The 25,738-nt window shown below is 60.8% G+C and carries 34 protein-coding genes and 1 tRNA gene; 11 read left to right on the top strand and 24 right to left on the bottom strand.

Translation table 11 applies throughout. The annotated features are described in order from the left end of the window. The first annotated feature begins 356 nt into the window (after nucleotides 1–356). Both ATY76_RS02435 and ATY76_RS02430 read left to right on the top strand, forming a co-directional pair. Nucleotides 357–572 (top strand): hypothetical protein, encoded by a 216-nt coding sequence (locus ATY76_RS02435; protein WP_088673171.1) that lies wholly within the window; start codon nucleotides 357–359, stop codon nucleotides 570–572. Nucleotides 573–588: 16 nt separating this feature from the next. Next, the gene (locus tag ATY76_RS02430; RefSeq protein ID WP_088673170.1) at nucleotides 589–828 is read left to right on the top strand and encodes a DUF2934 domain-containing protein; all 240 of its coding nucleotides are present in this window, start codon (nucleotides 589–591) and stop codon (nucleotides 826–828) included. 16 nt (nucleotides 829–844) lie between these two features. On the opposite strand, the gene ATY76_RS02425 is transcribed toward ATY76_RS02430, so the two are convergent. Both ATY76_RS02425 and ATY76_RS02420 read right to left on the bottom strand, forming a co-directional pair. After that, the gene (locus ATY76_RS02425; protein ID WP_088673734.1) at nucleotides 845–2,770 is read right to left on the bottom strand and encodes a DUF5054 domain-containing protein; all 1,926 of its coding nucleotides are present in this window, start codon (nucleotides 2,768–2,770) and stop codon (nucleotides 845–847) included. Between the two features lie 347 nt (nucleotides 2,771–3,117). Next, nucleotides 3,118–3,312, bottom strand: a complete 195-nt coding sequence (locus ATY76_RS02420) for a hypothetical protein (RefSeq protein WP_088673169.1) — start codon at nucleotides 3,310–3,312, stop codon at nucleotides 3,118–3,120. Nucleotides 3,313–3,435: 123 nt separating this feature from the next. Between ATY76_RS02420 and ATY76_RS02415 the strand changes: the two genes are divergently transcribed. From ATY76_RS02415 to ATY76_RS02405, 3 genes are all read left to right on the top strand, one after another. Continuing rightward, complete coding sequence (locus tag ATY76_RS02415; protein WP_088673168.1) at nucleotides 3,436–4,161, top strand: LuxR family transcriptional regulator; 726 nt, start codon at nucleotides 3,436–3,438, stop codon at nucleotides 4,159–4,161. Nucleotides 4,162–4,377: 216 nt separating this feature from the next. Continuing rightward, on the top strand, nucleotides 4,378–5,043 hold the full coding sequence (locus ATY76_RS02410; RefSeq protein ID WP_088673167.1) for an acyl-homoserine-lactone synthase: 666 nt from the start codon (nucleotides 4,378–4,380) through the stop codon (nucleotides 5,041–5,043). Continuing rightward, nucleotides 5,040–5,258, top strand: a complete 219-nt coding sequence (locus tag ATY76_RS02405; RefSeq protein WP_088673166.1) for a hypothetical protein — start codon at nucleotides 5,040–5,042, stop codon at nucleotides 5,256–5,258. The genes ATY76_RS02410 and ATY76_RS02405 overlap by 4 nt, the downstream gene beginning before the upstream one ends. 76 nt (nucleotides 5,259–5,334) lie before the next feature. On the opposite strand, the gene ATY76_RS02400 is transcribed toward ATY76_RS02405, so the two are convergent. Then, entirely contained in the window at nucleotides 5,335–5,703 is a 369-nt protein-coding gene (locus ATY76_RS02400) for a response regulator (protein WP_088673733.1), read from the bottom strand. 197 nt (nucleotides 5,704–5,900) lie between these two features. Here ATY76_RS02400 and ATY76_RS02395 point away from each other — a divergent pair. The 3 genes from ATY76_RS02395 (at nucleotide 5,901) to ATY76_RS02385 (ending at nucleotide 8,033) form a co-directional block, all read left to right on the top strand. Beyond that, nucleotides 5,901–5,976 (top strand) — tRNA-Ile (locus tag ATY76_RS02395). Nucleotides 5,977–6,162: 186 nt separating this feature from the next. Next, the gene (locus ATY76_RS33020; protein ID WP_141104971.1) at nucleotides 6,163–7,200 is read left to right on the top strand and encodes a hypothetical protein; all 1,038 of its coding nucleotides are present in this window, start codon (nucleotides 6,163–6,165) and stop codon (nucleotides 7,198–7,200) included. A gap of 596 nt (nucleotides 7,201–7,796) precedes the next feature. Beyond that, on the top strand, nucleotides 7,797–8,033 hold the full coding sequence (locus ATY76_RS02385) for a DUF982 domain-containing protein (RefSeq protein ID WP_088673164.1): 237 nt from the start codon (nucleotides 7,797–7,799) through the stop codon (nucleotides 8,031–8,033). Between the two features lie 101 nt (nucleotides 8,034–8,134). Here ATY76_RS02385 and ATY76_RS02380 read toward each other — a convergent pair whose 3' ends face one another. Next, nucleotides 8,135–8,758 carry an outer membrane protein gene (locus ATY76_RS02380; RefSeq protein WP_088673163.1) on the bottom strand — a complete coding sequence of 208 codons (624 nt, stop codon included), beginning with the start codon at nucleotides 8,756–8,758 and terminating at the stop codon, nucleotides 8,135–8,137. Between the two features lie 150 nt (nucleotides 8,759–8,908). Then, a complete protein-coding gene (locus tag ATY76_RS02375; RefSeq protein WP_088673162.1) occupies nucleotides 8,909–9,100 on the bottom strand; it encodes a hypothetical protein in 192 nt (63 codons plus the stop codon). Nucleotides 9,101–9,333: 233 nt separating this feature from the next. Here ATY76_RS02375 and ATY76_RS33570 point away from each other — a divergent pair, with 233 nt between their 5' ends. Further along, nucleotides 9,334–9,480, top strand: a complete 147-nt coding sequence (locus tag ATY76_RS33570) for a hypothetical protein (RefSeq protein ID WP_190233570.1) — start codon at nucleotides 9,334–9,336, stop codon at nucleotides 9,478–9,480. A gap of 240 nt (nucleotides 9,481–9,720) precedes the next feature. Here the strand turns inward: ATY76_RS33570 and ATY76_RS02370 are convergent, their stop codons facing one another. Beyond that, nucleotides 9,721–9,993, bottom strand: a complete 273-nt coding sequence (locus ATY76_RS02370; RefSeq protein ID WP_088673161.1) for a hypothetical protein — start codon at nucleotides 9,991–9,993, stop codon at nucleotides 9,721–9,723. A gap of 228 nt (nucleotides 9,994–10,221) precedes the next feature. On the opposite strand from ATY76_RS02370, the gene ATY76_RS02365 reads away from it, so the two are divergent. Further along, complete coding sequence (locus tag ATY76_RS02365) at nucleotides 10,222–10,962, top strand: SIMPL domain-containing protein (protein ID WP_088673160.1); 741 nt, start codon at nucleotides 10,222–10,224, stop codon at nucleotides 10,960–10,962. A 311-nt stretch (nucleotides 10,963–11,273) separates the two neighbouring features. Here the strand turns inward: ATY76_RS02365 and ATY76_RS02360 are convergent, their stop codons facing one another. From ATY76_RS02360 to ATY76_RS02330, 7 genes are all read right to left on the bottom strand, one after another. Further along, nucleotides 11,274–11,624, bottom strand: a complete 351-nt coding sequence (locus ATY76_RS02360) for a hypothetical protein (RefSeq protein ID WP_088673159.1) — start codon at nucleotides 11,622–11,624, stop codon at nucleotides 11,274–11,276. A 170-nt stretch (nucleotides 11,625–11,794) separates the two neighbouring features. Further along, complete coding sequence (locus tag ATY76_RS02355; protein ID WP_088673158.1) at nucleotides 11,795–12,100, bottom strand: hypothetical protein; 306 nt, start codon at nucleotides 12,098–12,100, stop codon at nucleotides 11,795–11,797. A 119-nt stretch (nucleotides 12,101–12,219) separates the two neighbouring features. Next, on the bottom strand, nucleotides 12,220–12,642 hold the full coding sequence (locus ATY76_RS02350; RefSeq protein WP_088673157.1) for a secondary thiamine-phosphate synthase enzyme YjbQ: 423 nt from the start codon (nucleotides 12,640–12,642) through the stop codon (nucleotides 12,220–12,222). 99 nt (nucleotides 12,643–12,741) lie between these two features. Continuing rightward, nucleotides 12,742–13,095, bottom strand: a complete 354-nt coding sequence (locus ATY76_RS02345) for a DUF1428 family protein (protein ID WP_088673156.1) — start codon at nucleotides 13,093–13,095, stop codon at nucleotides 12,742–12,744. An 86-nt stretch (nucleotides 13,096–13,181) separates the two neighbouring features. Continuing rightward, complete coding sequence (locus ATY76_RS02340; RefSeq protein WP_088673155.1) at nucleotides 13,182–13,853, bottom strand: DUF922 domain-containing protein; 672 nt, start codon at nucleotides 13,851–13,853, stop codon at nucleotides 13,182–13,184. Next, nucleotides 13,853–15,073 carry an MFS transporter gene (locus ATY76_RS02335; RefSeq protein ID WP_088673732.1) on the bottom strand — a complete coding sequence of 407 codons (1,221 nt, stop codon included), beginning with the start codon at nucleotides 15,071–15,073 and terminating at the stop codon, nucleotides 13,853–13,855. The genes ATY76_RS02340 and ATY76_RS02335 overlap by 1 nt, the downstream gene beginning before the upstream one ends. A 129-nt stretch (nucleotides 15,074–15,202) precedes the next feature. Continuing rightward, nucleotides 15,203–15,922: a Crp/Fnr family transcriptional regulator gene (locus ATY76_RS02330; RefSeq protein ID WP_088673154.1), complete on the bottom strand. Its 720-nt coding sequence runs from the start codon at nucleotides 15,920–15,922 to the stop codon at nucleotides 15,203–15,205. Between the two features lie 134 nt (nucleotides 15,923–16,056). On the opposite strand from ATY76_RS02330, the gene ATY76_RS02325 reads away from it, so the two are divergent. Then, nucleotides 16,057–16,302: a hypothetical protein gene (locus ATY76_RS02325; RefSeq protein WP_088673153.1), complete on the top strand. Its 246-nt coding sequence runs from the start codon at nucleotides 16,057–16,059 to the stop codon at nucleotides 16,300–16,302. Between the two features lie 168 nt (nucleotides 16,303–16,470). Here the strand turns inward: ATY76_RS02325 and ATY76_RS02320 are convergent, their stop codons facing one another. From ATY76_RS02320 to rpoD, 11 genes are all read right to left on the bottom strand, one after another. Then, the gene (locus ATY76_RS02320) at nucleotides 16,471–16,701 is read right to left on the bottom strand and encodes a hypothetical protein (protein WP_088673152.1); all 231 of its coding nucleotides are present in this window, start codon (nucleotides 16,699–16,701) and stop codon (nucleotides 16,471–16,473) included. Nucleotides 16,702–16,774: 73 nt separating this feature from the next. Next, nucleotides 16,775–17,173, bottom strand: coding sequence for a DUF427 domain-containing protein (locus tag ATY76_RS02315; RefSeq protein ID WP_088673151.1), 399 nt, complete (start codon nucleotides 17,171–17,173; stop codon nucleotides 16,775–16,777). An 81-nt stretch (nucleotides 17,174–17,254) separates the two neighbouring features. Further along, the gene (locus tag ATY76_RS02310; protein WP_088673150.1) at nucleotides 17,255–17,953 is read right to left on the bottom strand and encodes a phenylalanine--tRNA ligase beta subunit-related protein; all 699 of its coding nucleotides are present in this window, start codon (nucleotides 17,951–17,953) and stop codon (nucleotides 17,255–17,257) included. Nucleotides 17,954–17,956: 3 nt separating this feature from the next. Continuing rightward, the gene (locus tag ATY76_RS02305) at nucleotides 17,957–18,856 is read right to left on the bottom strand and encodes a DMT family transporter (protein ID WP_088673149.1); all 900 of its coding nucleotides are present in this window, start codon (nucleotides 18,854–18,856) and stop codon (nucleotides 17,957–17,959) included. An 83-nt stretch (nucleotides 18,857–18,939) separates the two neighbouring features. Next, complete coding sequence (locus ATY76_RS02300) at nucleotides 18,940–19,743, bottom strand: AraC family transcriptional regulator (protein WP_088673148.1); 804 nt, start codon at nucleotides 19,741–19,743, stop codon at nucleotides 18,940–18,942. 171 nt (nucleotides 19,744–19,914) lie between these two features. Then, nucleotides 19,915–20,703, bottom strand: coding sequence for an APH(3')-II family aminoglycoside O-phosphotransferase (locus ATY76_RS02295; RefSeq protein ID WP_088673147.1), 789 nt, complete (start codon nucleotides 20,701–20,703; stop codon nucleotides 19,915–19,917). Beyond that, on the bottom strand, nucleotides 20,700–20,861 hold the full coding sequence (locus tag ATY76_RS33565) for a hypothetical protein (protein ID WP_190233569.1): 162 nt from the start codon (nucleotides 20,859–20,861) through the stop codon (nucleotides 20,700–20,702). Before ATY76_RS33565 ends, ATY76_RS02295 begins: the two co-directional genes overlap by 4 nt. A gap of 106 nt (nucleotides 20,862–20,967) precedes the next feature. After that, nucleotides 20,968–22,089: a DUF930 domain-containing protein gene (locus ATY76_RS02290; protein WP_088673731.1), complete on the bottom strand. Its 1,122-nt coding sequence runs from the start codon at nucleotides 22,087–22,089 to the stop codon at nucleotides 20,968–20,970. A gap of 30 nt (nucleotides 22,090–22,119) precedes the next feature. Continuing rightward, entirely contained in the window at nucleotides 22,120–22,854 is a 735-nt protein-coding gene (locus ATY76_RS02285; RefSeq protein ID WP_088673146.1) for a DUF930 domain-containing protein, read from the bottom strand. 157 nt (nucleotides 22,855–23,011) lie between these two features. After that, complete coding sequence (locus ATY76_RS02280) at nucleotides 23,012–23,305, bottom strand: GYD domain-containing protein (RefSeq protein WP_088673145.1); 294 nt, start codon at nucleotides 23,303–23,305, stop codon at nucleotides 23,012–23,014. A gap of 203 nt (nucleotides 23,306–23,508) precedes the next feature. Beyond that, a complete protein-coding gene (rpoD, locus tag ATY76_RS02275; RefSeq protein ID WP_088673144.1) occupies nucleotides 23,509–25,566 on the bottom strand; it encodes an RNA polymerase sigma factor RpoD in 2,058 nt (685 codons plus the stop codon). Between the last annotated feature and the right edge of the window lie 172 nt (nucleotides 25,567–25,738).

The following is a 25,738-nucleotide window of genomic DNA, read 5'->3' as shown; positions in this document are numbered from 1 at the left end:
CTCCTCTTGATGGATTGAAGCCAAAGTCCTCCGGTATCGGTCGCGCCAACGCGGGGAACAGAACGTTTTGCTGCCCCCTGCGAACCGAATAACACGATTGATTCTATAGAGTAACACGCTGGGGTAAAGCCCATTTCTCGGCGTCCCAGGAAGCCGTTTCCATAACGCGCTGATATTCTTGCATGTTTTAGTCGAAATTTTCTCCAGTGCCACCGTTCTTAAAAATCTATGCCACGGTCGAAATAGGCGGTTCAAAACGGCTCAACAGGCCTGAAAAACCCTGAAAATTCACGGAACTTTTGCCGCTGTAATTTGTTTTGTTCTCACAATCGCCAAACCGACTGGGGTTATCACCAATGACGCAAATCCGTGAACCGGAGCGCCGAAGCAGAATCCTGCGCGGCCGCCCCTATAGCCTTGACGAATTCGCTTCCAAATACGGTCTGCAAAACGACCAGGCCGAAAGCCTGTTCACCCGTTTCGGGCCGTCCTCAATCGAACTCGACCTGCTGATGGCTGCCAAGCGCCGTGCGCCTGTCCTGCGAGACGCAATTGCCGAAGAACGTCCCTGAAGAACGGAACCGACCAATGAGCGACAGACGCCACGAATGGATTAGCAAGAGAGCCTACGCGATCTGGGAAGAACAGGGCCGTCCCCACGGGCGCGATGACGAACACTGGCGTCAGGCGGTTGCCGAGCGCAATGCGCTGGAACGCACCCAGGCCTCGGTCGACGGCCGCGAGGTGCTGGTAAAATTCCGTCCCAAGCCGCCGCGGCCGGAACTGCCGAGCCAGGACTGGATCGATCCCTCCACGAAGGTCGGCTGACCTCCCTCAACCCGGCTCAGCTCAGGCTGAGCCGGAAACGGGCTTGGAAATCTCCCCGCCACCACATCGGGAAATTGGTTCCCCACTTGTTGTTGTGCAGATTGAAGCGGATGCCGGCATCAAAATCCGGCCGCGTCCTGCAGAACGTCATGAAATCCCAGCCTTGGGGCGCGACGAGCGGCGCATCGAAAGTTTCGATCGTCAGCCCTGCGTCTTGCAGGTCGCAGCGCGCGGCGGTCACCGCCTGCAACTGCGCGCCGCCGCCCGGCGCGATGTTATGCGATCGGTGCCACAGGCCCATCTTCCGGAACTGCCAGTCCCTCGCGCCCTGAGGCGTGAAGGAGAGGAAGCTCGCCTCCGGCATCCGGTTGGCCGGCTTGTCGCGCAATGTCAGGCTGAGGCCGAGCCGGTTGCCCTCATCGGTAAACTGCAGCATCACATGCGCTGGCGCGCCATAGGCCTGCACCGCCTCGTCCGGCATCGCCAGAATGATGCCTGCTCCTTGCGAGCCCGCCAGCGCCGGCAGGTAGACCTTGGACCGTGCAGCACCCGAGCGGGCAAGCCCCGGCTTGTCATGATCGAGCACCGCCCATTCCTCGCGATGCGTGAGGTAGGTTTCCATATGCCTGGCGACATCGCCGGCATCGTAGCTCTCGTATCGATAGGCGATCAGCGAACCGCCATAGCCGGAGATCGTCCGACCAGAGGGCGTGGTGATCTCGGCAACGTCCCCGCTCAGAGCATCGAGCGCGATCGACCAGCCGCCAGTCCTGAGGCCGAGCTCCCGCCCGCCACCTTCGACCACGGCAGGTGCTGCGCATTCGGCCAGTGCGGCGCGGGCAGCCTTCCGGTCCGTCTCGTCCAGTTCCGAGACCGCCTGGTCGAGATAGGCCCGCTGCTCTTCCCATGAGGCTTCGGTATAGGCGAAGCGATAGTCGGAGCGCCGCGCCGCCTCGAAATCCGCCCGCGACCACGCCTTGTCGTCGCGCAGATAGGATTTGATATCGACGCCGCAGGTGTGCTCCGCCACCATCGCCAGCCCGCGCCCGAAGGCGAGACGGCGGGCGTCGAGCCCCTCCGCCGCAAAGCGGTCATAGAGCCGCTGCAGCCCGAGGAAGCGCGCGGTCTTGATGGGATCGCTGGCCGAGCCGTGGATCCAGCTGTCGCCGAGTTCCAGCTCGACGACAGGAAAACGCTTGCGCGCATCCCACAGGATGGCGCCGTAATCCTCGAGCGTCGCCGCGCGGATCACCGCATCCGCCTCGCGGCCGCGCAGCTCCCGATAGGCTTCGGCGACCCCAGGCACGCTCTGCGGCCCGATATTGTCGCTGGTATGGGCAAAGCTCAAGCCGTCGGCGAAGCCTTCCGGGAAACAGGTCTCGCCATAGGAGCGCTGGTACATCACCACCACCTCCTCGCCCCCGGGCGCTCGCCAGCGGAAGATATCCGGCACATCGGGCGGCGGCGACGCCGTATTGACGCCAAGGTGCAGGAAGCGGATGCCGGCCTCAGAAAGCAGCGGCACCATGCCGAGCGTATGGCCAGGCACATCGGTCATCTTCGCCGCGATCGTCGTTTTGCCGAAACGCCGGTCGAGCTCCTGGGAATAGGAAAGCCCGGCCCGGAAGAGGTCCGGCGACATCAGCTCCGTATGCGTGGTGAACGGCAGGCCGTGCCAGCGGATCAGCCCGCGCTCGATCGCCTGCTCGAGTGCCGCGACCTCTGCCGCCGAACGCGAATTCAGATGGTCCCAGATCAGCCAGGCGCCGGTCGTCCAGATGAATTTCGGCTCGTCAGGATTTTCGGCGTAAAAATGCCTGGCGGTCTCGATCGCCTGCGGAATGAAGCGTTCGTGATACTGCCGGCGGACTTTCTCGGCATGGTCGGTAAAGCCGATATCGAGATGAGTCTTGAAGACCAAGTGCACACGCTTTTCAGTCATTTCCATTCCATTCATCTGCCCGGAGCCGATCCGTCCGCGATCTGCTGCTTCCATAGGTGCAGCAATGGCACAATGTAACCGTTTGCACAAACGTGCTCGCTTCCAGTGGAAACACTTCGTCAACCATATCGGCACAAATCGGGGGAATGATATGGGTTTTTCAGCGAGACATCGACACGAATCTCGCTCGACATTCTATTCGCAAAACACCAAATCGAAATGATGGAAACGTGTTCACACTCACCCCGCAGGAATCTCAGCTGCCTTGTCGGCACCGGCTTCGATGTCGGTCCGTCCTGTCTATATCGGGGAAAAGCCTGAGGTGGGCCTGGACGGCCAAGGCTTGGTCAGAAGGCTTTGTTTTCCTCGCAAAGCGCCCGGTGGACCTCGGTCCAGAACAGCGCCAGCGGGGTATCGCCGTTGCGTTCGGCGACAAGCGCGCGGATCAGCGCTTCGGAGCCTGCCATGTCCTGCCAGCTGGATTTCAGGCCTTTGGCGGCCTGTCGGCATTCGGCAATCTCGAACGGTCTCTTGCTGTCCATATGAGGCCTCCTCATGCAAGGCGCTAACAGACGGAGCCCGGATTGTCATTCCCCGCATATGTGGGGATGCCTTGTATTTGTGAGGGTGCTCACGGTAGGATTGAGGGAATTGGGGCAGTTGAAATGACCGAGAATACTTATAGCGAAAAGTTCGAGTCTACGTTCGAACAGATCAAGGCCGCGGCCAATGTGGATGCTGCCATCCGCATTCTGCAGGCGGAATATGCCCTCGATTTCGTCACCTACCATCTCGCCCAGACGATCGCCAGCAAGATCGATTCGCCCTTCGTGCGCACCACCTATCCGGATGCCTGGGTCTCCCGCTACCTCCTCAACAGCTATGTGAAGGTCGATCCGATCGTCAAGCAGGGCTTCGAACGCCAGCTGCCCTTCGACTGGAGCGAGGTCGAGCCGACGCCGGAGGCCTATGCCATGCTGGTCGATGCCCAGAAGCACGGCATCGGCGGCAACGGCTATTCCATACCCGTTGCCGACAAGGCGCAGCGCCGCGCCCTTCTGTCGCTCAATGCCCGCATCCCGCCCGAGGAATGGAACGAGCTTGTCCGCCGCTGCCGCAACGAATGGATCGAAATCGCCCATCTGATCCACCGCAAGGCCGTCTACGAACTCCATGGCGAGAACGATCCGGTGCCGGCATTGTCGCCGCGCGAGATCGAGTGCCTGCACTGGACGGCGCTCGGCAAGGATTACAAGGACATTTCGGTCATCCTGGGCATCTCCGAGCACACCACGCGCGACTACCTGAAGACCGCCCGCTTCAAGCTCGGCTGCGCGACGATTTCGGCCGCCGCCTCGCGAGCCGTGCAATTGCGCATCATCAACCCTTAAAAGATCCGAATCCGATTTCGCGGGCGCCGGTTCAAGCGCATCGCGATTTTTGAGATTGCCGCTGCGCTTTCGCGCCTTGCCGGGGCATGTCGGCACGTCAATCCTCATACTTTTGGGCTAATCCCCCCATCTGGGGGGGCTCATCTGAGGGAATTTCCGATCCTCGCCTCCTGGACCATTCTGCTCTCCACGGACTTGCAAACGCTGGAGGGCAAAATGTTCGTCATCATTCAGGCACATGAGTATCAGAAATACGCCGCCGTACTCGACCAGTTGTTTCGCCTGCGCAAGAAGATCTTCGCCGATACGCTCGGCTGGGACGTTCCGGTGATCGGCCCCTACGAACGCGACAGCTACGACTCTCTCTCCCCCGCCTACCTTGTCTGGTGCAACGACAGCCGCACCCGACTCTACGGCGGCATGCGCCTGATGCCGACGACCGGCCCGACCCTTCTCTACGACGTCTTCCGCGAGACGTTCCCGGCCGCTGCCGATCTCATTGCCCCCGGCATCTGGGAAGGCACGCGCATGTGCATCGACGAGGAAGCGATCGCCAAGGATTTCCCCAATATCGATGCCGGCCGCGCCTTCTCCATGCTGCTGCTTGCGCTGTGCGAATGCGCGCTGGAGCACGGCATCCATACGATGATTTCCAATTACGAACCCCACCTCAAGCGCGTCTACAAGCGCGCCGGGGCCGAAGTGGAAGAACTCGGCCGCTCCGACGGATACGGCAAGTATCCCGTCTGCTGCGGCGCCTTCGAAGTGTCGGACCGCGTGCTGCGCAAGATGCGCACCGCCCTCGGCCTGACCCTACCCCTTTATGTCAGGCACGTACCGGTTCGCTCGGTCGTGACCCAATTCCTGGAGATGGCAGCATGAACCGCCTCATTGAAACCGCAACCCAGAAAGATCTCGGCGCGTTGGAGCGCCACGTTCTCGCCTCGCGAGACATAGCCACCCAGATGGGGGATTCCTTCCTCTCCTATCTCCTCTCGATGGCACTGTTCACCATCTACGAGAAGAAGGCCCGCTACGAAAATGAGGCGCTGAAGAGCGGCTCGGCTGAAGATACGGTCCTGCCCCGCCGCGCCTGAAGACGAGCACGCCTCCCGGCCGCCCCGCGCGCAGCCCCGAAACCCGCAACAGGTTTCGAAGGGCTGCGCGCCGCGGTCACGTCATCAGGGAATCGATCGTCGTGATCAGCGTATCGTGCATGTAGGGCTTCGGCAGGAACGCCGTGTTGGCGGGCAGCGCCATCGGATCGAGCCGCACCATGCCGGAGGTGATGATGATGCCGATGTTCGGCCGCATCGCCCGCACGCGCTTGGCAAGCTGGATGCCGTCCATGGAACCGGCCATGTTGACGTCTGTGAAGAGGATGTCGATATCCTGCCGCCCCTTCAGCACCACCATCGCCTCATCGGCATTCGCCGCCTCCAGCGCCACATGGCCGACATCCTCCAGCACATCGAGGATATTGAACCGGATTATCGGCTCATCCTCCACGATGAGCACCACGGCACTGTTCGAAGCCACCATCGCGATCGCCCTCTTCATCGACTACGATCTCAATAATTGTCGCCCGCGCGACAAGGTTCCAGTGCCCTGCCCACGAAATATGCATCGTCCACAGATGCTTGCGCTCTCCGCTTGTGGCTCCCTGCAATTTGCGTTAGAGCGGAACCCGTGCTGCGGGAACCATTGCCCCGGCATCCCGCGCCCACCAACGGCGCCGAGGGCCTGTAGCTCAATGGTTAGAGCCGGCGGCTCATAACCGCTTGGTTGGGGGTTCGAGTCCCTCCGGGCCCACCAGTTATTTCAAAGAGTCAGGCGCACGCATCTAATATTGCTATCATATGAGCTACAATAACCTGGCGAAGCCGACGTGAATTTCTCAAAGCTCGACACAACTTTCCGTAGTCACAGCTCAGCTTTTCTCTTAGAAAATTAGCCGGGCGCAAACGAGGATTCGTCTGGATCAGCGCGAGGAGGTGACATTTGAGCTTCGGCGGCGATGGTGTTCCGGGGATCAAACGCAGTCCTGAGATTCTTCAACTGCGAGGTTGGGAGTATCCATTTATCGCCCGACGTTTCGAAGCTGGCGGCCGCTTCACGGTTACGGATGGACCCATCTCCAGCAAGATTCCTCTAACTACTTGCGTGTTATGCGGCGGCGTTATTTTTCCTGACGAGAAGAGGAATTTCGAGCATCCGCTTCCAAGATGGACACATCGTATCGCTGGAGACGTGGGAGAGGTAAAATCTTCAGCCATTACGCTCGAAGCTGGGCGAGGCCCTACTTGGCGGCAACTCGAATTGGCTGCGCACGAAAGGTGCAACACAGCTTTCGGAGAACATTTAGAGATTCCTGCTAGGAAAGCGATCAGCACCATGGTCGGTGGAGGCATGGTTTATGCCCAGCAAATCGATGTGGTGTTCGACTGGCTCGACAAGGTAAGGTCATCGTCAGCGCACATGGCCACCGCATTCACTGGCCATGGGTTGGTGCTCGACTATAGGCACACTCATTTTCCAAATTGGCGTATCGGGCTAAGTGATCGTGCTGCCATTTTTTTCCGTGTCGAAAAATACGAGGAACCGTTGGATCTATGGGACTGTATGGACCGTGGATTTTTATTCACGCCCGGAGCTTTGGCCATACGGATCAAAGACCTTGTCATCTTGTCCATCAGCGGCGCTTACCTTCTGTCACCAGCATTCGGACTTCCCGAGCCAAAAGCAGTTAACCAGCAACTGGAATGGGTCGATGGAAGTGGAAAGTGGGCTTCCGGGTTCGGTTCTAGGATCAGCAGGCTTGGGTCTGCTCTGATCGTCGCTCAACCAATGCGACGACAAGAAACCAAAGAGGGACTTCTATCGAAGTCTGCTGCGATTACGGAGCTGGGTGACGGTTATGTGCATTATTTGAAAAAGAACAGGTGGAGCCGAACTAAAAGGTTAGACTTCTCTCAACTCCCAAAATTGAGCGCTAAACTAGGCTACGCTCTAGCAAATCTCGAATCGTGGAATGGTTGATGCTCATAAAGGAACAAGATCACGCCCGCGCGGGACATCCGCCCAATTTTGGCGCGATGGAAAGTATGAGCGATCTCAGGTACGCCAAGATGGCATTTATTGACATTATCGCTAGGGAAAGATTCGGTCTTCGGCCTTCGGAGAATGATCGCCTATAGATCACAAATCCCCTGGTCAAATATTCAATTCTTGTGATCCCGACCACAATTGCCTTAGCTAATTTGAGGATTACGACTCCACGGGCATTCCTGCTGAACAGTTCAAAAATCAAAGAGAAGCGCATGTTGGATGGCAGGAACGAATAACATTCGATGTCCCATTTCGTAAGGCCGATGGACCGACACTCTAAGTGATAAGAGGATACTTAGCCGCGGCCTGCCATTCAATTTTAGCCCGTACCTCATCCTCCATATCTCCACGGCGATCACGAAGTATACTTGGCGTAGTCGGCGGCGCACCGGTAGCTAGGTGAAAGATATCTGGTACAGCAGCCGTCTTTAGCTCCAACCCATTCATCGTCGCATATCGTCATTCTAGGCCGGGAACGAATCGCCAAGTGACTCGTTGATTCGCTGGTCCGTGGGAGGGACCACGCCATGAGCAAACGACGTTTCAAGGCGGTGACAATCACGATCAATGGAAAAAAGAAAACCTTGAGGACGGTCCTGCAGGCCGGAAATGCCTTGCTCAATGACTGGCCCGAGCAAACGCCGGCGGCCAAGGCCGCTGAGATGACCGTGCTTGATGTGTTCGCCGATATCGCGGAGCCGGAGGATGTCCGTCGCGCACTTATCGCTGCCGCCAGAGCCAGCGATATAAAGTGTAGTTCGTGACGGATCAGGAGAAGCGCGCTCTTGCCACTATTATCGCTTTAAAACGCAAAAGCCCCGCCGTTTCGGCAGGGCTTTCTCACGACTGATCTGACAAAAAGCCGTTAGAACTTTACGCCGATGCCGAACTTGAGTTCGTGCTGATCGAGATCGGCATCCACACCGAGAACGTCCTTCTCGCCGAAGTCGTTGAACCGATACTCGCCGCGGGCGAAGATGTTGTTGGTGATGGCAAAGTCGACGCCGGCCCCGACGGTGTAACCGTTGAAAGTCTCCGTCTCTTTATCCAATCCCGGCAGATCGACGTAGCCGCGCGTGGCGGTCCAGCCGGCGGCGCCGTAGATCAGCGCTTTGTCGAAGGCGTAGCCGACACGGCCGCGAACAGCGCCGGCCCAATCGGTCCCAACGTCCGCTCCCAGCGTTTCCTCCTCGTTCCAGTTGTGTTCGAGGTTGCCTTCGATACCGACAACGATGTTGTCGAACTGGAAGTTATAGCCTGCAAATCCGCCGAAGACGCCGCCGTTGAAGTCCTCGGAAGCGCTGGCGCCACCGGCGCTGAAGTCACCGTTGAGCCATGCCGCACCACCATCGATACCGAAGTACGGACCCGACCAGGTGAAAACAGGCGCAGCCGCAACCGGAGCGGCCGGGATGTCTTGAACAGCATCGGCGGCAAATGCGGTGGTTGCGAGAAGTGCGAGCAAGGTAGTCGCGATAGTCAGTTTCATCTTCTGTACCCCATGATTACAACGCAACCAGAGGATACCGCGCCACTCAACAAAAAGCTGTAGCAGCCGCGGCACACACGCTCGATGGTGCGGTAGCGAACAAATCAGATCCGCTTGACAAGCGACGATTCTCGCAGGGGCATCATGTCTCTAATAACTGCAAGACCGCCCATCGCTCGGCCTGAACCCACCGCCGCAAGCTGGATTGAGCGGCTGACGCTCATAATAGCCGCCGCCGATCGACGACGTGTAATCGACGTTTCCTGATGACGTGCAGGCCGAAGTGATCGTGGCAAGGCTGATCAGCGTTCCGGTCGCGACAAGTGCGAAAAATCGGTTCATCTGAGCTTCTCCTTCGGAGGGCATGGCTTGAGCCCGAGCCACGCAATCTACCACGCCGCAGCGATTGCCGGGCGAGGATTCATCGCTGCAGGCCGCTCCGGACGGCCCTTCTAACGTCAATGTGATCGCCATGCACAGCTGTGCATAGCAGTCATGCCAAATTGCCCATTGCGAAGGCAGCCTGGGCAAAATATATGCTGCCGGCTAACAAAAAAAAGAATGAGTGAATTGCCATGAGTGCCATACATAAACTTTTCAACCGCAATCTCCTGACCCGGTTCGTATCCGGTCTCGGTGCGGTTCCCCAGCGTTTTCGCGAAGCACGCGAAGAGCGCAAGCCCGCCATCCATCCCTCTTTCATGGATGATTTCGGCGCTTAAATTCAAGCACCGCGTCCGCTAGCCGCAGGGTAGGGCATGGCCTTGCCCTGGCTGGCGTGCATCTTCTGTTCACGGCCGGCGATGACGGTTCGCCCAGCTGGCCCTTTTTCTTAACCCGCCGTCTTTGCTATCAGGTTTGCCGGATTCGGGATGAGCCGCCGCCGGAACAGCGGTTTATGCGGTGAGCGTTGGAGCGATAAGCCCCTCGTGATCAGAGTTGGTTATTACCTTACTTAACCTTTACTTCCCGATCGAAATAAAAAATAGCTCGAACCACGCAGAAAAAAATCCCATTTTAAATTTAGAGTAGGCCGCCAACTCCACGAGAAGCAACATGCTCAAACCAGCGATCGCAACAACTGGCCATAAGAACGCCAAGTTTGCGACCGTTGCGGGATCTATATGCGCCCTGTTCACGTAAACTATTTGCAAGACGAAATAGAGCGCAAGGAACGGCACAAATAGCACCCATAAAACGACGAAGAAATATACTTCGCGTGGTAGCTTTTTCATCCGCTGCCGCTCCGTTTCCTAGCTCCCAAAGCCTATGTCCGCTAATACCAGTCCACCAGCCGCAGTACGAGCATCTCACCGTAATTGTTGCCAGAGAATTCGTGCAAGCTGTGGCCGGACCCCTAACATTTTTCTCTCCACGCCCCGTCGCCATCCGGTTCCGCCGTAATAGCTTCACAATCAACCGACAGAAAGCTCATCCGGGAAACGACAACTAGGGAATGAAACATGGCGCCGATTCTTTCCAAGACTCTTGTAATGACTGCCCTTCTGGCCCTGCCGCTCGCCAGCGCGGCACCCGCATTCGCGCAGGAGGCAAAGCCGCGCGAGCCGGTGATCTCGGTGACGGGTAATGGCGAATCGGCACTCGCTCCCGATATGGCCGTCGTCAATCTTGCCGTCGTCAAGCAGGCCAAGACCGCCCGCGAAGCGCTCGACGAGAACAACAAGGCGATGAACGACGTGCTCAAGGCGCTGAAGGATGGCGGCATCGCCGAGCGCGACCTGCAGACCTCGGGCTTTTCCATCCAGCCGCAATATAACTATCCGCAGCCGGTCGACGGACAGCCGCAGCAGCCGCAGCTGATCGGCTACCAGACCATCAATTCGGTGACCGTCAGGCTGCGCGATCTCGCCAAGCTCGGCCAGGTGATCGACCAGTCCGTCAGCCTCGGCATCAACCAGGGCGGAGACATCCAGTTCACCAATGACAAGCCGGAAACCGCGCTTGAAGACGCGCGCAAGAATGCCGTCGCCGATGCGGTGAAGAAGGCGAAGACGCTGAGCGAGGCCGCTGGCGTCAAGCTCGGCCGCATCATTGAGATCAACGAGGTCGAACCGCGTCCGCTGCCGCAGCCGGTCTATCGCGCCACCATGATGAAGGAAGCTTCGGATGCCGCGGTTCCCGTCCAGGGCGGCGAGAACAATTACAATGTCAGCGTCACCGTGACTTTTGCCATCGAGCAGTAAAAATGGAAGCGCCGGGCGGTGGCTAAAGCCCCTCCCCAACCCCTCCCCACAAGGGGGAGGGGCTAACATGCTGCACGCTTCACATGACCTCGACCGCCGCAATCGCTGAGCGGCGGCAGCTAAAAAGACTTTCATTTTGGTCGCTGCAGGCAACCGCGACTTAGCCCCTCCCCCTTGTGGGGAGGGGTTGGGGAGGGGTCTGCCGAGCAAAAAGCCCCACCAAAAAAGAAACCGCCCTTGCCTGTCCGGAGAGACTGGCAAAGGCGGTTCTGGCCGCCGCATCGGGGAGACGAGGCGGTATTTCTATGAAATCAGCGGCGCAGCGGAGGGCAGCCGCGGACGTTGGCGAAGCTCATCTGGTCGGGACCGCGACGCGTCCAGCCCTGCACGATGACGCGGCGCGGGGTGACGTCGACGACGCGGGCGCGGCGGAAGCCGTAATCGCGGGCCATGTCTTCGGCAAGCCGCGGATCGCAGGCGCGCGGGCGGCGGCCGTAGCCGTAGCCGGGCGGCGGAGGCGGACGGCGATAATCCGGCGGCGGAGCCCGATCCGGCTCGCCAATGATAATATTCAACTGGGCGGCAGCCGGAGCCGCCGTGCCGGCAAGGGTGCCGGCGATCAGCATGGCGGCAAGACCCGCCTTTGCCAGAAACTGCATCATTAAAAACCTCTCCTTTGAAGTCGGTGCGGTCGAGCCGCCCTCCCCATTGCCCCATCGCGCCGAAGCGTCGGCTGGGAATCACTCATACGGTTCTGACAAGAGACGGCGGAAAGTGGCACCGTCAAGGCAAAACGGCCGGAAACGCCACATGGCGTCTCCAACCGCAGTCCTTAGCGCCGGATCAGCGGGCAGCCGCGGACATTGGCGAAGACCATCCGGTCCCAGCCGCGACGGTCGCGGCCGGCAACGACGACGACGCGCGGCGACATGCGGGTGATATGGGCTCTGTGCAGACCGAAGTCGCGCGCCTTGCGCACCGCGTGCATCGGCGAGCAGCCGCGGATCGGGCGATGGTACTGCGCCTCGACGATGTAGCTCGTCTGCGGCCCAGCGGCTGCCGCCGTGGAAGCCGTAGCCGGAATGGTGCAGAGGGCGAGCAGTGCGGCAAGGCCAGCCTTGGTAAGGAAATGCGTCATGAGGGTCTCCGTCGATTGATACCTAAGCTCTCCCTTCAGGGATTGTCTCGACAGTAAACGCCGCAAACTGAATGGCGTTCGAACCGCACATTCAGATTTCATTCACAAGGATTAATCCTTCAATTGCCGAGATGCAGCACGATTTCGCGCCGATGCGGCCGGTCGCGGTGCTCGAAGAGATAGATGCCCTGCCAGGTGCCGAGCATCAGCCGGCCCCTTGAAACGGGAATGCCGATCGAGACCTGCGTCAGCGCCGCCTTGATATGAGCCGGCATATCGTCCGGCCCTTCGTCCCGATGCACGACCCAGCCCATCGACGGATCGGAGGCCGGCGGCACGAGGCGGCGGAAGAAGGAGAGTAGGTCGGTCTGCACATCCGGATCGGCATTCTCCTGGATCAGCAGCGAGCAGGAAGTATGGCGCACGAAGACGGTGAGCAGCCCCTCCGTCTGCCCGGAGGCGCGCACGAATGCCTCCGCCTGATCGGTGAATTCGTAGAGGCCCTGCCCGCGCGTGGAAAGGTTAAGCATCGTCTGGGGCAAGGCGCCCTCCCCGTCTCGGATTGAATCTCCCGCGAGTTGGCGTGCCGCGGCCGGCAAGTCAATGCCTGCCGCGAACCCGAACGGCATGAGGCATCGGCATCAGAGCCTGAGCAGCGTCTCGAAGCCGCCATAGATCATTCGCTTGCCGTCGAACGGCATCTGCCACTGGTCGCCCTTCAGCCGCGCATCGTCCATCACCTTGGCATTGATCTCGTCGCGCTCCTGCCGGGACCGGTAGAGGATCCAGGAAAACACCACCACCTCATCCTGCTTGGCCTGCACGGCGCGGGGAAAGGACGTCAGCTCGCCATAGGGTACGTCGTCGCCGATGCATTCGACATATTCGAGCGCCCCATATTCCTTCCAGATCGAGCCGGCAAAGGCCGAGAATTCCTTATAGGCCTCGACATTCTCCTTCGGCACCGCGACGATGAAGCCATCGACATAGGACATGACACTTCTCCTCCACTTGGCCCTCGATAGCGGGAGAGATAGAAGAGCCGCCGGGCAGGTCTAGACCCGGCCCCGCCCCTGCCTGATCAAGGCCCGTTCACCAGCTTGAGGATGAGCTGCTGGATATTGCCGCCGTCGCCCATTTCCACCTTGTCGAAGTCGCGGCCGCGCTGGCGCTGCCTTGCGGAGATCTCGCCGAGGCGGCGGGTCAGCTCGATCCTGATCTTCTTGCAGCCGGGGTCGTCGGCGACGGTGAGGCCGACGCTCATCGCTTCGATTTCCTTGACCATCTCCTTGATCGTGTCGCCATGCACCCGCTCATGCGCCTCAACGCCGGATCTAAACACTTCCCAGCTGCTCTTGACGGCCGCCGGCAGCTCGGCCGCCGGTTTCGGCAGCGTGTAGGTGATGATGAGCTTCGGGCGGTTGGTGACGATGACGCAGGCGGTGCCCTGCGGCTCGTATTTCCGGGTCCAGGTCAGCTTGAAGGTCGTATGCGCGATCGCCCGGCCGGTGACCCCGGCCTTTGGGCCATTTGCTCCGATCGATTCATAGAGCTCGGCGCCGGTCTTGCCCGATATCGAATAGGGCCGCACGTCTTCGACCGCCTGCCAATCACCCGAGGCCACAGCGGGCATCGCCGCGGAAAATGCCGCCAGCACACCGAATAGAAAACCTGCCCTCACGCACACCCCGCCCAAATGATGTTTCGCGCCGACCCTAATGGGACTATCAGCCGCTTTCAACGATGCATGCATCAGCCCTGCAGCGTCTTGACCTTGGTGAGATCGGGAAAGAGCCGCATCCACAGGAGAACGACGATGATCGTGCCGAGCCCGCCGACGATGCCGGTGGCGACCGGCCCGAGCAGGGCCGCCATCATGCCCGATTCGAATTCGCCGAGCTGGTTGGAGGTGCCGATGAACAGCGAGTTGACGGCGCTGACGCGGCCGCGCATCTCATCCGGCGTCAGAAGCTGCACCAGCGAGCTGCGCACGACGACGCTCACCGTATCGGAGGCGCCGACGACGAGCAGAGCGGCGACGGAGAGCGCGATATTGGTGGAAAGCGCAAAGACGATGGTGGCGAGCCCGAATACCGCGACCGCGGCGAGCATCTTGCGCCCGACATTGCTCTCGAGCGGCCGCCGGGCCAGCACGACAGACATGGCAAGCGCACCGATCGCCGGTGCGGCGCGCAAGAGGCCGAGTCCCCAGGGGCCGGCATGCAGGATATCACGGGCAAAGATCGGCAGCAGCGCGGTTGCGCCGCCGAGCAGCACCGCGAAGAGATCGAGCGAGATCGTGCCGAGCATGACCGGCCGGCTGCGGATGAAGGAAACCCCGGCAAAGACGGAGGCGAGCGTCACCTTCTCGCGCTTGGACGGAACCCACTGCATGCGGATCGAGATGACATTGAAACTCGCGACGGCAAAGAGCAGCGCCGACACGGCGAAGGGCGCGACGGGATCGAGCCCGTAGAGCAGGCCGCCGAGCGAAGGGCCGATGATCAGCGCCGTCTGCATCATCGAGGTGGAGGTCGCGACCGCCTTCAGCAGCATCGAGGCCGGCACGATGTTCGGCAGCAGCGCCGCCATGGTCGGCCGCTCGAATGCGACGACGGCGCCGAGCACGGTAACGGCGATGAGAATTCCCGCCGGCGTCAGCCATTGCTGCCATGTAGCGACCGCCAGCACCAGCGCCGTCACCGCCTCGATCAGCTGGCAGACGAGCCCGATGCGCCGCCGGTCGAAGCGGTCGGCGACATGCCCGACGACGAAGGTCAGCACCACCATCGGCAGGAACTGACAAAGACCGACGAGGCCGAGCGCAAAGGCGCTGTGCGTCTGATCATAGATCATCCACCCCATGGCAATGCCGATGGACTGGAAGGCGAGCGAGGAAAAGACGCGGGAGGCGGCAAAGTTCAGATAGCCGGGGTGGCGAAGAACGCTCCGCGGGCCTTGGGATATGTCCATTGCGAGATCACCGGCCGACGACGAAGAGGCGGCCTTCATGAGGTTGTATGCGTAGAGGTGTTCTGCTCCCAGGGCCGGTTTGTCAATCGGAACGGGCCGGCATCACCGGATTGTGCGCGCCGCAGTCCCCTAGCGCGGCTCCCTCGATATGCTGAGATAGGCAGGATCGAATTCGGCGATTTCCTGCAGGCGCTCCCAATCGACGATGGTGATCGTCCGGTTTTCCCAGGTAAACACGCCCTCGCGCCGCAGCGCCTGCAGCGTCTTGTTGAGATGGACGACGGAGATGCCGAGCACGTCGGCCATCTCGATCTGCGTCAGCGGGAATTGGAAACTTGGTCCCCGCGTCCGCCTGACGATCTGCAGGCGCACGAAGAGCTCGCAGACGAGATGGGCGATCTGGGCGCGCTTGGAGCGCCGCCCCATCGCGACGATCCATTCCCGGTGGATGGCGCCGTCGACCAGCGTATCCAGCCAGAGCAGCCGGGTCAGATGTGGCATGCGCTCGGTGATCATCTTGAGGTCGGCATGATCGGCGAAGGCGACGCGGCAGGGCGACAGCGCGACGATGCCATGATCCATCTTCTTGATCGAAAAGGCGTGCAGATCGACGAAATCGCCGGCGACATGCAGCGCCGTGATCTGGCGGCTGCCGTCGGCCATCACCTTGTAGCGCGCCGCAAAGCCATCGAGCAGCAGCGTGCTGTATGCCGGCCGGCTGCCTTCGGAGACGAGATCTTCGCCGGCGGCGAAATGCCTGTCCTTGCCGATGATCGACCGAAGATGGCCTTCCTCCTCGGGCGAAAGCACGTCACGGCTTTCGAGGTTGAGCAGCAATGGTTCAATCATGGCCTTGCCCGCCGATACCCCGAAACGTCGGGACCATCTCACAAAGACCGATATTTTCTATAGGAATCAATGCCTAGCCTCGGGAACAATTCTCTTCATCTCAGATTTCTCCCTTGTTACGCGCAGGAAAAATCATGGTTCGCTACTACTTCGATCTACATAACGGGGAAGGCCCCACGCGCGACGAGCACGGCACCGAGCTCAGATCTCGTGAAGACATCCCGAAAGAGGTGACCCGCATCCTGCTGGATGTGGCCCGCGACGAACTGCCTGCAGGTGATCGCCTGACCATCGCCGTCACAGTTCGTGACGAGAGCGGCTATCCAGTCACGGTTGCCAGCCTCGTCTTCAGCAATGAATGGCTCGACGACCCGCGATGACGGCCGCCCTTCGAGGCTGGCGCCGGATCACCCAAACGCGTCAATCCGACTCGGTGGATCGGCGCGACGCTAAGACCCGCCTTCATGGGCGGCAATTAAATTTGACATAGTTTCGCGATTGCCTGATGCCATCGACAGGCATTTATCGGAGCCGGACGTCGATCGCGGCTACTTCGCGATTTCTTCGAGTATCAGCCGAATTTCCGCAATCGGTCTGCGGTTATCATCGAAGAGTTCCACCGAAAGCATGTTCAGCGGCGGAGCCGGCAAGCCTTCGGCCGCCATTTCTGCGAGGACCCTTCGCGCCTCGGCCTTCGCAACCTCGATCGATTCGAACTCGTATCCGGTCTCGCTGCCGACACCATCACGATCGAAGAGCTGGAAATAGAATTTCGGCACGGCATGCTCCCCCGATGATGTTCCTAACGATCCCGCAGGCGACATGTTCCGCCACATCGGCACTTCGGCAAAATCAGAAGGTGCCCGCCTCCGGTGAAGCCATTTCCTCGATCGCGTCGACGCGGTCGGGATAGAAGGCGAGATGGTCCTTGATACTGCTGACGGCGGCATGCGGAGCCTCATAGGTCCACACCGCGTTCTTCGCCCGCTCGCCCCCGGCAACGATGCTGTAATAGGAAGCGTCGCCCTTATAGGGGCAATGGCTGCGGTGATCGCTGCGCTGAAGCAGCGACATATCCACGTCCCTGCGCGGAATATATTGCACCGGCGGATAGGAAGCCTCGCGCAGCGTCAGCGCGCTGTGGGTATCGGCGATCGTCCTGCCGCCGGCGGTGACGACGACGCGGCAGGGATTGTGCTCGACGGTGATCGGGTGGTCCGGTCCTGGAATCTTGATCGACTTGTCCAACATGGGTTCGCCTCCAGAAGATATCGGTCTCCCAGAGATAGGGCGCCCATGCCCCAGACCCAAGGGCTCGAACGCTCGCCTTCCTCAGCCAGGAAATTCGAAGCGCGGCGATTCCCGGCTCAGCATTGCCGTCTTCGGCACGACCTGCCAATGGTGGGCAAGCGCATCCGCCACCGTCGCGACCAGCCTGCCGATATCCTCATCGGCCCCGGCGTGCAGCGCCTCGGCGACGATCAGCACCGAGCCCGTCGTCTCGCACACCGCCGAAAGCCCGCTCTGCCGGTTCGTCCAGCGGCGCGCATGCGCTCTTCCCTCGTCATCCGCGAAGATCACCTCATCCGGCTCGGGATGTTCGCTCTCGCCGCCGAAAGTCAGATAGATCTCCTGCCCCATGGCCCGTCGAACCTCGAGATCGCCCACGATCTTTGCCGTATCGAAGACGGCGATGGGAACCGCGAAGGCGAGCGAAATCGCATTACAGAGATCGACGAGCGGATTGAGGCGCGGCAGCGCCTGCTCCTGCCGGAAGCGGCGCAGCAGCGCTTCGGAAGCACAGCGATATTGCGTCGGCTTCAGCCCCATGCGGGAAAAGCCGCGCCGCCACGCCTGGATCTCCGGAAACTCACCCTCCTGCGCTTCGGCGAGCCGCGCCTTGGCAATCGCGCCGAAGCTTGCAACCGCCTCTCCCACGTCCGCCGAGGCATCAATGCCTTCGGCGTAAAGCGCACCGGCGCGAAGCTCCGGAAAGGCCTGCCATATCGCATCCGAGTGGCTGAACTGCATGATCTATCTCTCCTCGATGAGTTTGGTGCCGGCGCGGCCGCCGGCAAAGGCAAGCCCGAAGACGGCCGCAAGCACGCAACCTATGCCGGCGATTTGATTGAGCCCGACGGCCTCACCAAGAACGGCGAAGGCGAGCATGACGGCGGAAACCGGAGCAAGTGCTGTGAACAGCGAGGCTTCCGTGCCGCTCACCCTTTCCGCACCCGCATACCAGAGCAGGAAGCCGCCGACGGTTGGCACCAGCGCGTAATAGGCCACGGCAGCGACCGCACCCGGCGAAAACCCCTGCGCGAGCGGCGCCTCGAAAACGGCCGGAACGGCCGAGACAACGAGGCCGATTCCGGTCATCAGCGTCGACTGGGCAAGCGGTGCAATCTCCGTCTTCAGCCGCTTGTTCAACAGGATGAACACCCCTTCGCAGACAACCGCCAGGAAGATCAGCGCATTGCCCGCGAGCGATCCGCCGGCGGCATCCGGCGCGAAGGCAATCGAAAACACGCCCGCGGCCGCAAGCGCCACGGCAAACATCAGCGCGGGCTGCGGCCGTTCGCCGAGCAGCAGAATGGAGATCGCCGCCGACACCACCGGCAGCGTGCCGATGATGACGCCGGCATCGGCCGCCGAGGTGAGGCTGAGGCCGGAGATCAGCAGCGTCGTATAGCCGACACTGCCGGCGCCGGCCTGAATGAAGAGAATGAGGCGGTCATGCCCGGAGAGCTTCGGCAGCCGGGCTCCGCTCGCCCGCATCAGCAGGAAAAAGACCGGAAGAGCGAGCGCGAAGCGCAAGGCGGTGGCCGTAAACGGCGGCAGGCCGGAGGCGATCAGCTTGCTCGCGATGACGGTGCTTCCGACCGTCAGCATGGCCAGCGCCAGATAGAAATATCCTTGAACCCGTCTCGACATTCAGCAGCTCCTGTTGAAGCGCCGAGAAAACAGCAGGGACGATCAGCGGTCTTGAACGAAATTGCAGGCGCCCGCGCCGCGGTTCAGGAAAAGGCGCCGGCATACGAGCGCGGCGACAGACCGTATTTGCGCACGAAGACACGCGTCATATGGCTCTGGTCGGCAAAGCCGCTGGCAAAGGCGGCGTCGGCAAGCGGCGTGCCCTGAGCGATCAGCCGCCGCGCAATATCAATGCGCGCCTGCACGAGATAGGCATGCGGCGTCATTCCGGTCGCCCTGGCAAAGCCGCGCAGCACCTGGAACCGGCTGAGCCCGCTCTCCCTGGAGAGATCGGCAAGCGATACGGCGGCAAGCGGGTCGCTGTCGATCAGATCCCGAGCCGCCCGGATGGACACCGGCACCGCCGGACGCTCCTCCCTCTCGGCCCGCTCGCGCATGACGTCGGCAACGAGCTGCAAAAGCAGTTCCTCATGCAGCAATGCGTCGGTCGTCCCGGCAGTCACCGCGCCAAACAGCGTCTCAAAGCGGGCGGCAATGCGCGGATTGCGGATGACGGGATGCGGGATTTCCGAGCGCCCTGCCCCGCCTTCGGCGATATCCAGCGACAGACCGGCGACGAGGGCGGGATCGAAATAGAGGATGCGCCAGGATCTACCTTCGCCGATTGGCGCGCCGTCATGGACTTCGTTCGGATTGACGGTGATGATCTCGCCGGCCTCCGCCTCCACCATGCCGCGCCCGCTCAGCGATTTCTGCGCGCCCGATGAAATGAGGCCGATGCCGAACTGCTCATGCGTATGCCTGGCGAAACTGTGGTGGGTTTCCGCCTCCACCGCTTCGACGCCGGCAAGCGCCGAGCGCAGCATTCTGAACTGGTTTTTCGGCATGTCTGTCCCGCAGGTCCGATCCCGGCCACTTTGCCAGTCGGACGGATGCGACGCAACCGCTGCGGCGGCCTGGAGCGTGTCGCGCAAAAGTGTGCACGGTTTTGCGATAACGACACGCGAGAATATAAAGACTAAAGCGCGTAAAGCGAATCTAAAAGATCCCAACGTGCTTTAGAAGAATTCGTCGAGCAGTTGGTAATAATCGAGCCGCGCCGGATCCGGCGCCGGCATGCCGTAGCGATCGAGAAAAGGCTGCACCAGCGCCTCCCCGAAATTATAGGTGATGCTGCGGCAGGCAAGCGCGATATCCTGATGGCGGTCGGCGATACCGAGGCGGCTGCAATCGATATAGCCGGAGAACCGGGCGTCGGAAGCGATGAAATTCGGCAGGCAGGCGTCGCCATGCGTAACGACGAGATCCTCGTCGCCGGGCCTCATGCTCTCGAGTGCGGCGAAAAGCTCGCCAGCGCTTTTCCCGAGCCGGGCCGCATCGAAATCCTCCTCGTCGACGATCCCCGCTTCCATGCGCGCCTTCGCCACCGGCAGGCGCTTCTCCGGACGATGATCGAAAGGACAGGAGGCAATCGGCAAACGATGAAGGTCGGCAAGCGCCTCCGCCAGCAGCTCGACGCGCGCAAGCGGCGTCAGCGCCGCTGCGCTGGCAAGGTCGCTTCCCGGCAATGCACTGATCAGCAGCCAGTTGCGCTCGCCGTCGCTTTCCCGCGCGATCACATCGGGGCACGCCAGACCTGAGGCTTTGAGCCAGCCGAGCCGGGCCGCCTCATCGGCAAGCTCGCCGAACGGACCCGCCGCTTCGACCTTGAGATAGAGCGCCGGCAAGCCCTCGCCTTCCAGGCGGAAAACGCTCGCTGCCGAACGGCCGAGCAAATCCCGCTCCATCCGATAACCGGTCAGATGCGCGGCAAGCCGCCCAGGCAGCGATCTCTCGGAAAATGTCAATGAATCGTTTCGGCGGGCGCAGCTTCGAGAAGGATCTCGAACGCCTCTTCGAGAGCCGCCACCAGAATATCGGTCAGTTCGTCGGATTTGTTTTCCAGGAACAGCGCGCTGACGGCTTCGTCCTGACGCTCCAGAAAACGCTCGATCTCGTTCGACATATCATTGTCCCTTCTTCACCGTACCATCACGGCCAATGAAGAAACCGTAGGCTTGGTTCCTTGCGCGTGGCTGGTTGCCGGCGGCTCCGAGGCCGAGCGCCGTCGATCATGGATAGTGATATTTCGCCCACTCACTTTTGGGAATTACATTCCCGACACCGAATTCAATCGACACAATCTTCGTCGCGTTGTCATTCACTTCGCAGCTGAAGGACAATTCGTATAGCTGTTTGCCGTCATAGAACGCGCTTCTCTTAAGCGTGAGGAAATTACCGTCCGGCAGATCGTATCGAGGAACCTCAATAAGATTAGGATCATAGGCTGCAGATGAATGAAGGAGTTGTTCTCTAAGCTCGCTCCAGCAAAGCTGACCACCCCGCTTTTGACGCGGCAAGTTTTTCATTGCCGTCTTGACCCTGGGATCTGAGACAAAATTGTCCGTAAACAGTGTCTTCGCTTTCGTGAGCTTGTCTGATTCCTTAGTCTTGGTGGCGTCGGGTAGCGTTAAAGAGCTTACTACCGCTGATTCTGCTTGCTCGAAATTTGTCTTTGCCTCGTCGCGCCCTGAGGCAGTTGGCCCGTTCTTTGGATTGACTTCAGAAGTGTCCACCTCGGGAAGCTCGATATCCTCAGGCACCGGCGTGGCTGCTGGCATAGTTTTGGAAACCTCAGATTTTTCGGGCTGCGGCGGCTCCGAACGCGGGGCATCTTCGGACTTTGTCTCAATGGCCCGCGGTTTCGGTGCTTTGGCCTGCTGCGGTATACCTCGCTCGCTTTGTTCCGGTGCCGAATCCTTCTCGGCAAATTCAAAAACGGGGCGCTCAACACGCGGTGGCCGGGGAGCGACAGGCGTCCTTGTCACTTCCGGAGGCGGTGGCGGCGGAGGGGGTGGTGGCGGAGGAGGTGGAGGCGGCGGCTCCTTCTTCGCCTCTTCCGGCGGCTTTGGCTCCGGCGGTTTTTCCTCCGGCTTCTTCTCTTCCTGCTTCTTCTCCTCCGGCGGTGGAACGAGTTCCACCTTCACGCTCTCGTCTTCCGGAGGCTTCGGCTCGATCTTCGGCAGCCCGAAAATGAGGAGTGCGACGACAGGAACATGCAGAAGCACGGACGCGCCAATGCCCCAGCGGATTTCGGGCCGCTGTCTTGCCGCTTCATGCGTCTCCGCCGGTTCGACTTCTTCTTCTGTCACAGCAGCGATGTGGCCTCTAAAGCCGGCAGCATCAAGCCACAAAAGCAAAAAACATCGTGATTGCCATTGAGATCATTGGTCGGCGGGCCCGTCGTCAACCACCAGATTGTGTTCCTGCCATTGGCCTTCCGGAATGGCATCGCCGACGAGAAAAGCGAAGGACGCGACCTTGCCGGATCCAGCGTCGAGCTCGCATTTGAACTGGATGTTGTACCACTTCCGTTTGCTGCGAAAGGCGCCGCCCTTCACCTCGACGCTGTTGCCGCTCACCTTTTCCGCCGCCATCGCATAGGGGGCGAGTGTGTCGGGCGCCATTGCCGGCTGCGCGCGGCGCACCTGCTCCAGCGCTTCGAGATCGCAGAGCTGCAGGTTGCGTTCGCTGCCCGAGAGCTGCCGCAGCGCCTCGCGAGCGCGCTTGCTGCGCGGATCGGCAAGCACCTTCTCGGAAAAGAGCTGGCTTGCGATGAGGAATTCGGCCGGCTTCGGCACCGGCGGAGCGATCGGCACCGCAGGCGGCATTGCCGCCGCAGCAGGTGGATCATTTGCGAGCGGCACCGGCTCGGCCTCGGACTTTGCAGCTTCCGGCCTCACCTTTTCCGGCGGAGGCGCCCTGACGCGCTCGGGCGGGCTGGCGGATTCCGCTTCCTGCGGAACGATCTCCACCGACAGACCGTCATCAGGCGATGATAGCGGCTCGGCCCTCGGCAACAGCAGCAGGAGAAGCAGGATCGCAGCGGCGTGCAGCGCAAATGACGCAGCCGCACCCCACCGGATCTCACCATCCCACTTGTTGGCCGCGAGCTCCATCGGTCAGGAAGTGGCTGTCGGACGATCGATGGCGATCGTGAAACTGAAAAGCGCTTTCATCATGAGCTTGCCGAAGCTCCGGAAATGGAGCACGCAGCAACACTGCCAGCACAGCCGAGGCTTTGCAACATCAAAAGAAAGCAATCATAAGTTGCATTCAACCGAGCGAGCCGATGAGGTCCCGGTAGGCGGCCTCCGGGAAGGCCTTCAGCGTCTGGGTCCGGACATTGCCGCCCATCGCCAGCGACAGCGTGAAATGCGCCATGACGGCGTCATCGGGTGCCTCGCAGACGGCGACCATGTCATGTCCGCCCATCGTCAGAAAGAAATGGTTGATGGAGCCGCCGACGCCGGCGAGCAATTTCTTTGCCGCGTCCAGCCTCTTTGCCGAGTCGCGAACGTTGCGAATGCCTTGATCCGTCCAGTTGATCAACAGAATGTAAGTGGTCATGTCGCACCTCCCGACGGAGGATTGGTTGGCGCAGGTAACGTCGACCCTCGCTCGCGCGTCGCGATCGATCCCTTCCCCCGTGGCGCGGATTATAGGCCCGTCACCGCAGGGCGACAAGAAATCCGTCACGATCATTGGTACTAATCACAAAGCAAAAGCCGGGCGCGAGGCCCGGCTTTCCAATCAGAACGACGTTGAGCAAATCAGCTGTCGAGGAACGAACGCAGCTTTCTGGAGCGGCTCGGATGCTTCAGCTTGCGGAGCGCCTTCGCCTCGATCTGGCGGATACGTTCGCGGGTGACCGAGAACTGCTGGCCGACTTCTTCGAGCGTATGGTCGGTGTTCATGCCGATGCCAAAGCGCATGCGCAGCACGCGCTCTTCGCGCGGCGTCAGCGAGGCGAGAACGCGGGTCGTCGTCTCGCGCAGGTTCGCCTGGATGGCGGCGTCGATCGGCAGAAGCGCATTCTTGTCCTCGATGAAATCGCCGAGATGCGAATCCTCTTCGTCGCCCACCGGGGTTTCGAGCGAGATCGGCTCCTTGGCGATCTTCAGGACCTTGCGGACCTTTTCGAGCGGCATGGCGAGCTTTTCGGCCAGTTCTTCCGGCGTCGGCTCGCGGCCGATCTCGTGCAGCATCTGGCGCGAGGTACGGACGATCTTGTTGATCGTCTCGATCATGTGCACCGGAATACGGATCGTGCGGGCTTGGTCGGCGATCGAGCGGGTGATCGCCTGACGGATCCACCACGTCGCATAGGTCGAGAACTTGTAGCCGCGGCGGTACTCGAACTTGTCGACCGCCTTCATCAGGCCGATATTGCCTTCCTGAATGAGGTCGAGGAACTGCAGACCGCGGTTCGTGTACTTCTTGGCGATGGAGATGACGAGACGAAGGTTCGCTTCGACCATTTCCTTCTTGGCGATGCGCGCTTCACGCTCGCCCTTCTGCACCATGTGCACGATGCGGCGGAATTCCGAGATCGAAATGCCGGTTTCCGTTGCAAGATTCTGGATCTCCTGGCGGATGTCGCGGATCGTCGTGTTCTCGGCCTTGGCAAATTCCTTCCAGCCGCGGGCGGCCAGGTTGCCGATGGACTTCATCCAGTTCGGATCGAGCTCGGCGCCCTGATACTGTTCGAGGAAGCTATCGCGCTTGACGCCGTAGGATTCGGCCAGACGCAGCAGGCGGCCTTCGTTCTGCACGAGGCGCTTGTTGATGTCGTAGAGCTGCTCGACCAGCGCATCGATGCGGTTCTGGTTGAGCGACAGCGACTTCACCGCCTTGATGAGCTCGTCCTTGAGTTCCTTGTAGCGGCGCTCCTGGGCGGAAGACAGCGTGCCGGTGGCGGCAAGGCGCTGCTCGACCTGCTGGTCCTGCAGCTTGCGCAGCTTCTTGTAGGTCTCGGCGATGATGTCGAGCGTTTCCATGACCTGCGGGCGAAGCTCGGCTTCCATCGCGGCGAGCGAGAGGTTGGATTCGTCCTCATCCTCTTCCTCCTCTTCGGGAGGCATGCCCTCGCCGCCGACATCGGTGATGTCGTCGTCACCGGAGCGGGCGCGCCGGGTCTTTTCCTTCTCCTCGGCGGCCTTGCGGTCGGCCTCGATCTTCTCGGGGCTCTGGAACTGCGGCGCAGCCTTGGCTTCCGGACCGGAATAGGTCGTTTCGAGATCGATGATCTCGCGCAAGAGCGTCGTGCCTTCGTTCAGCTCATCGCGCCAGATGATCAGCGCCTGGAACGTCAGCGGGCTCTCACAGAGGCCGGCGATCATCGTCTCGCGGCCGGCTTCGATCCGCTTGGCGATGGCGATTTCGCCTTCGCGGGAGAGAAGCTCCACCGAGCCCATCTCGCGCAGATACATGCGCACCGGGTCGTCGGTACGATCGGTCGGTTCTTTCTTCTTGGCGGTCGCAAGCGCGGTGCCGCCGGAAGGCGCGAGTTCGCCGCCTTCGCTCTCGTCATCGCCGCCGGCGTCGTCGTCATCGCCGCCGCCGGAAGCACCGGCTTCCTCGGCCTCCTCGTCCTCGATGACGTTGATGCCCATGTCCGAAAGCATCGACATCGTGTCTTCGATCTGCTCTGATGTCACTTCCTCGGACGGCAGGACGGCGTTGAGCTCGTCCATCGTCACGTAGCCGCGCTTCTTGGCGGCCTTGATCATCTTCTTGACCGCGTCGTCGGAAAGATCGAGAAGAGGGCCGTCGCTTGCGCCGTCGCGTTCGACTTCCGCGTCTTCGTTCTCTTTGACCTTGGTTGCCATTTATATCGTCGCCTTCCTGACGCTATCCAATCTCGCTACGGTGAATGGGCCGTCTCAGGGCTTGACGCGCCGCTCGCGTCGCCCTTCAAATCACCTGAGCCCACCTAACGGGATGACATTTAAAGTCTGATTAACCACGATCGCCGGTACCGGACAGCAAAGCTTTCTTGCT

The organism is Rhizobium sp. R339 (assembly GCF_002211395.1).
Taxonomy (GTDB): domain Bacteria; phylum Pseudomonadota; class Alphaproteobacteria; order Rhizobiales; family Rhizobiaceae; genus Rhizobium.
Note: the sequence above shows the minus strand (reverse complement) of the source record. Positions and strands in the feature narration are given on the sequence as shown.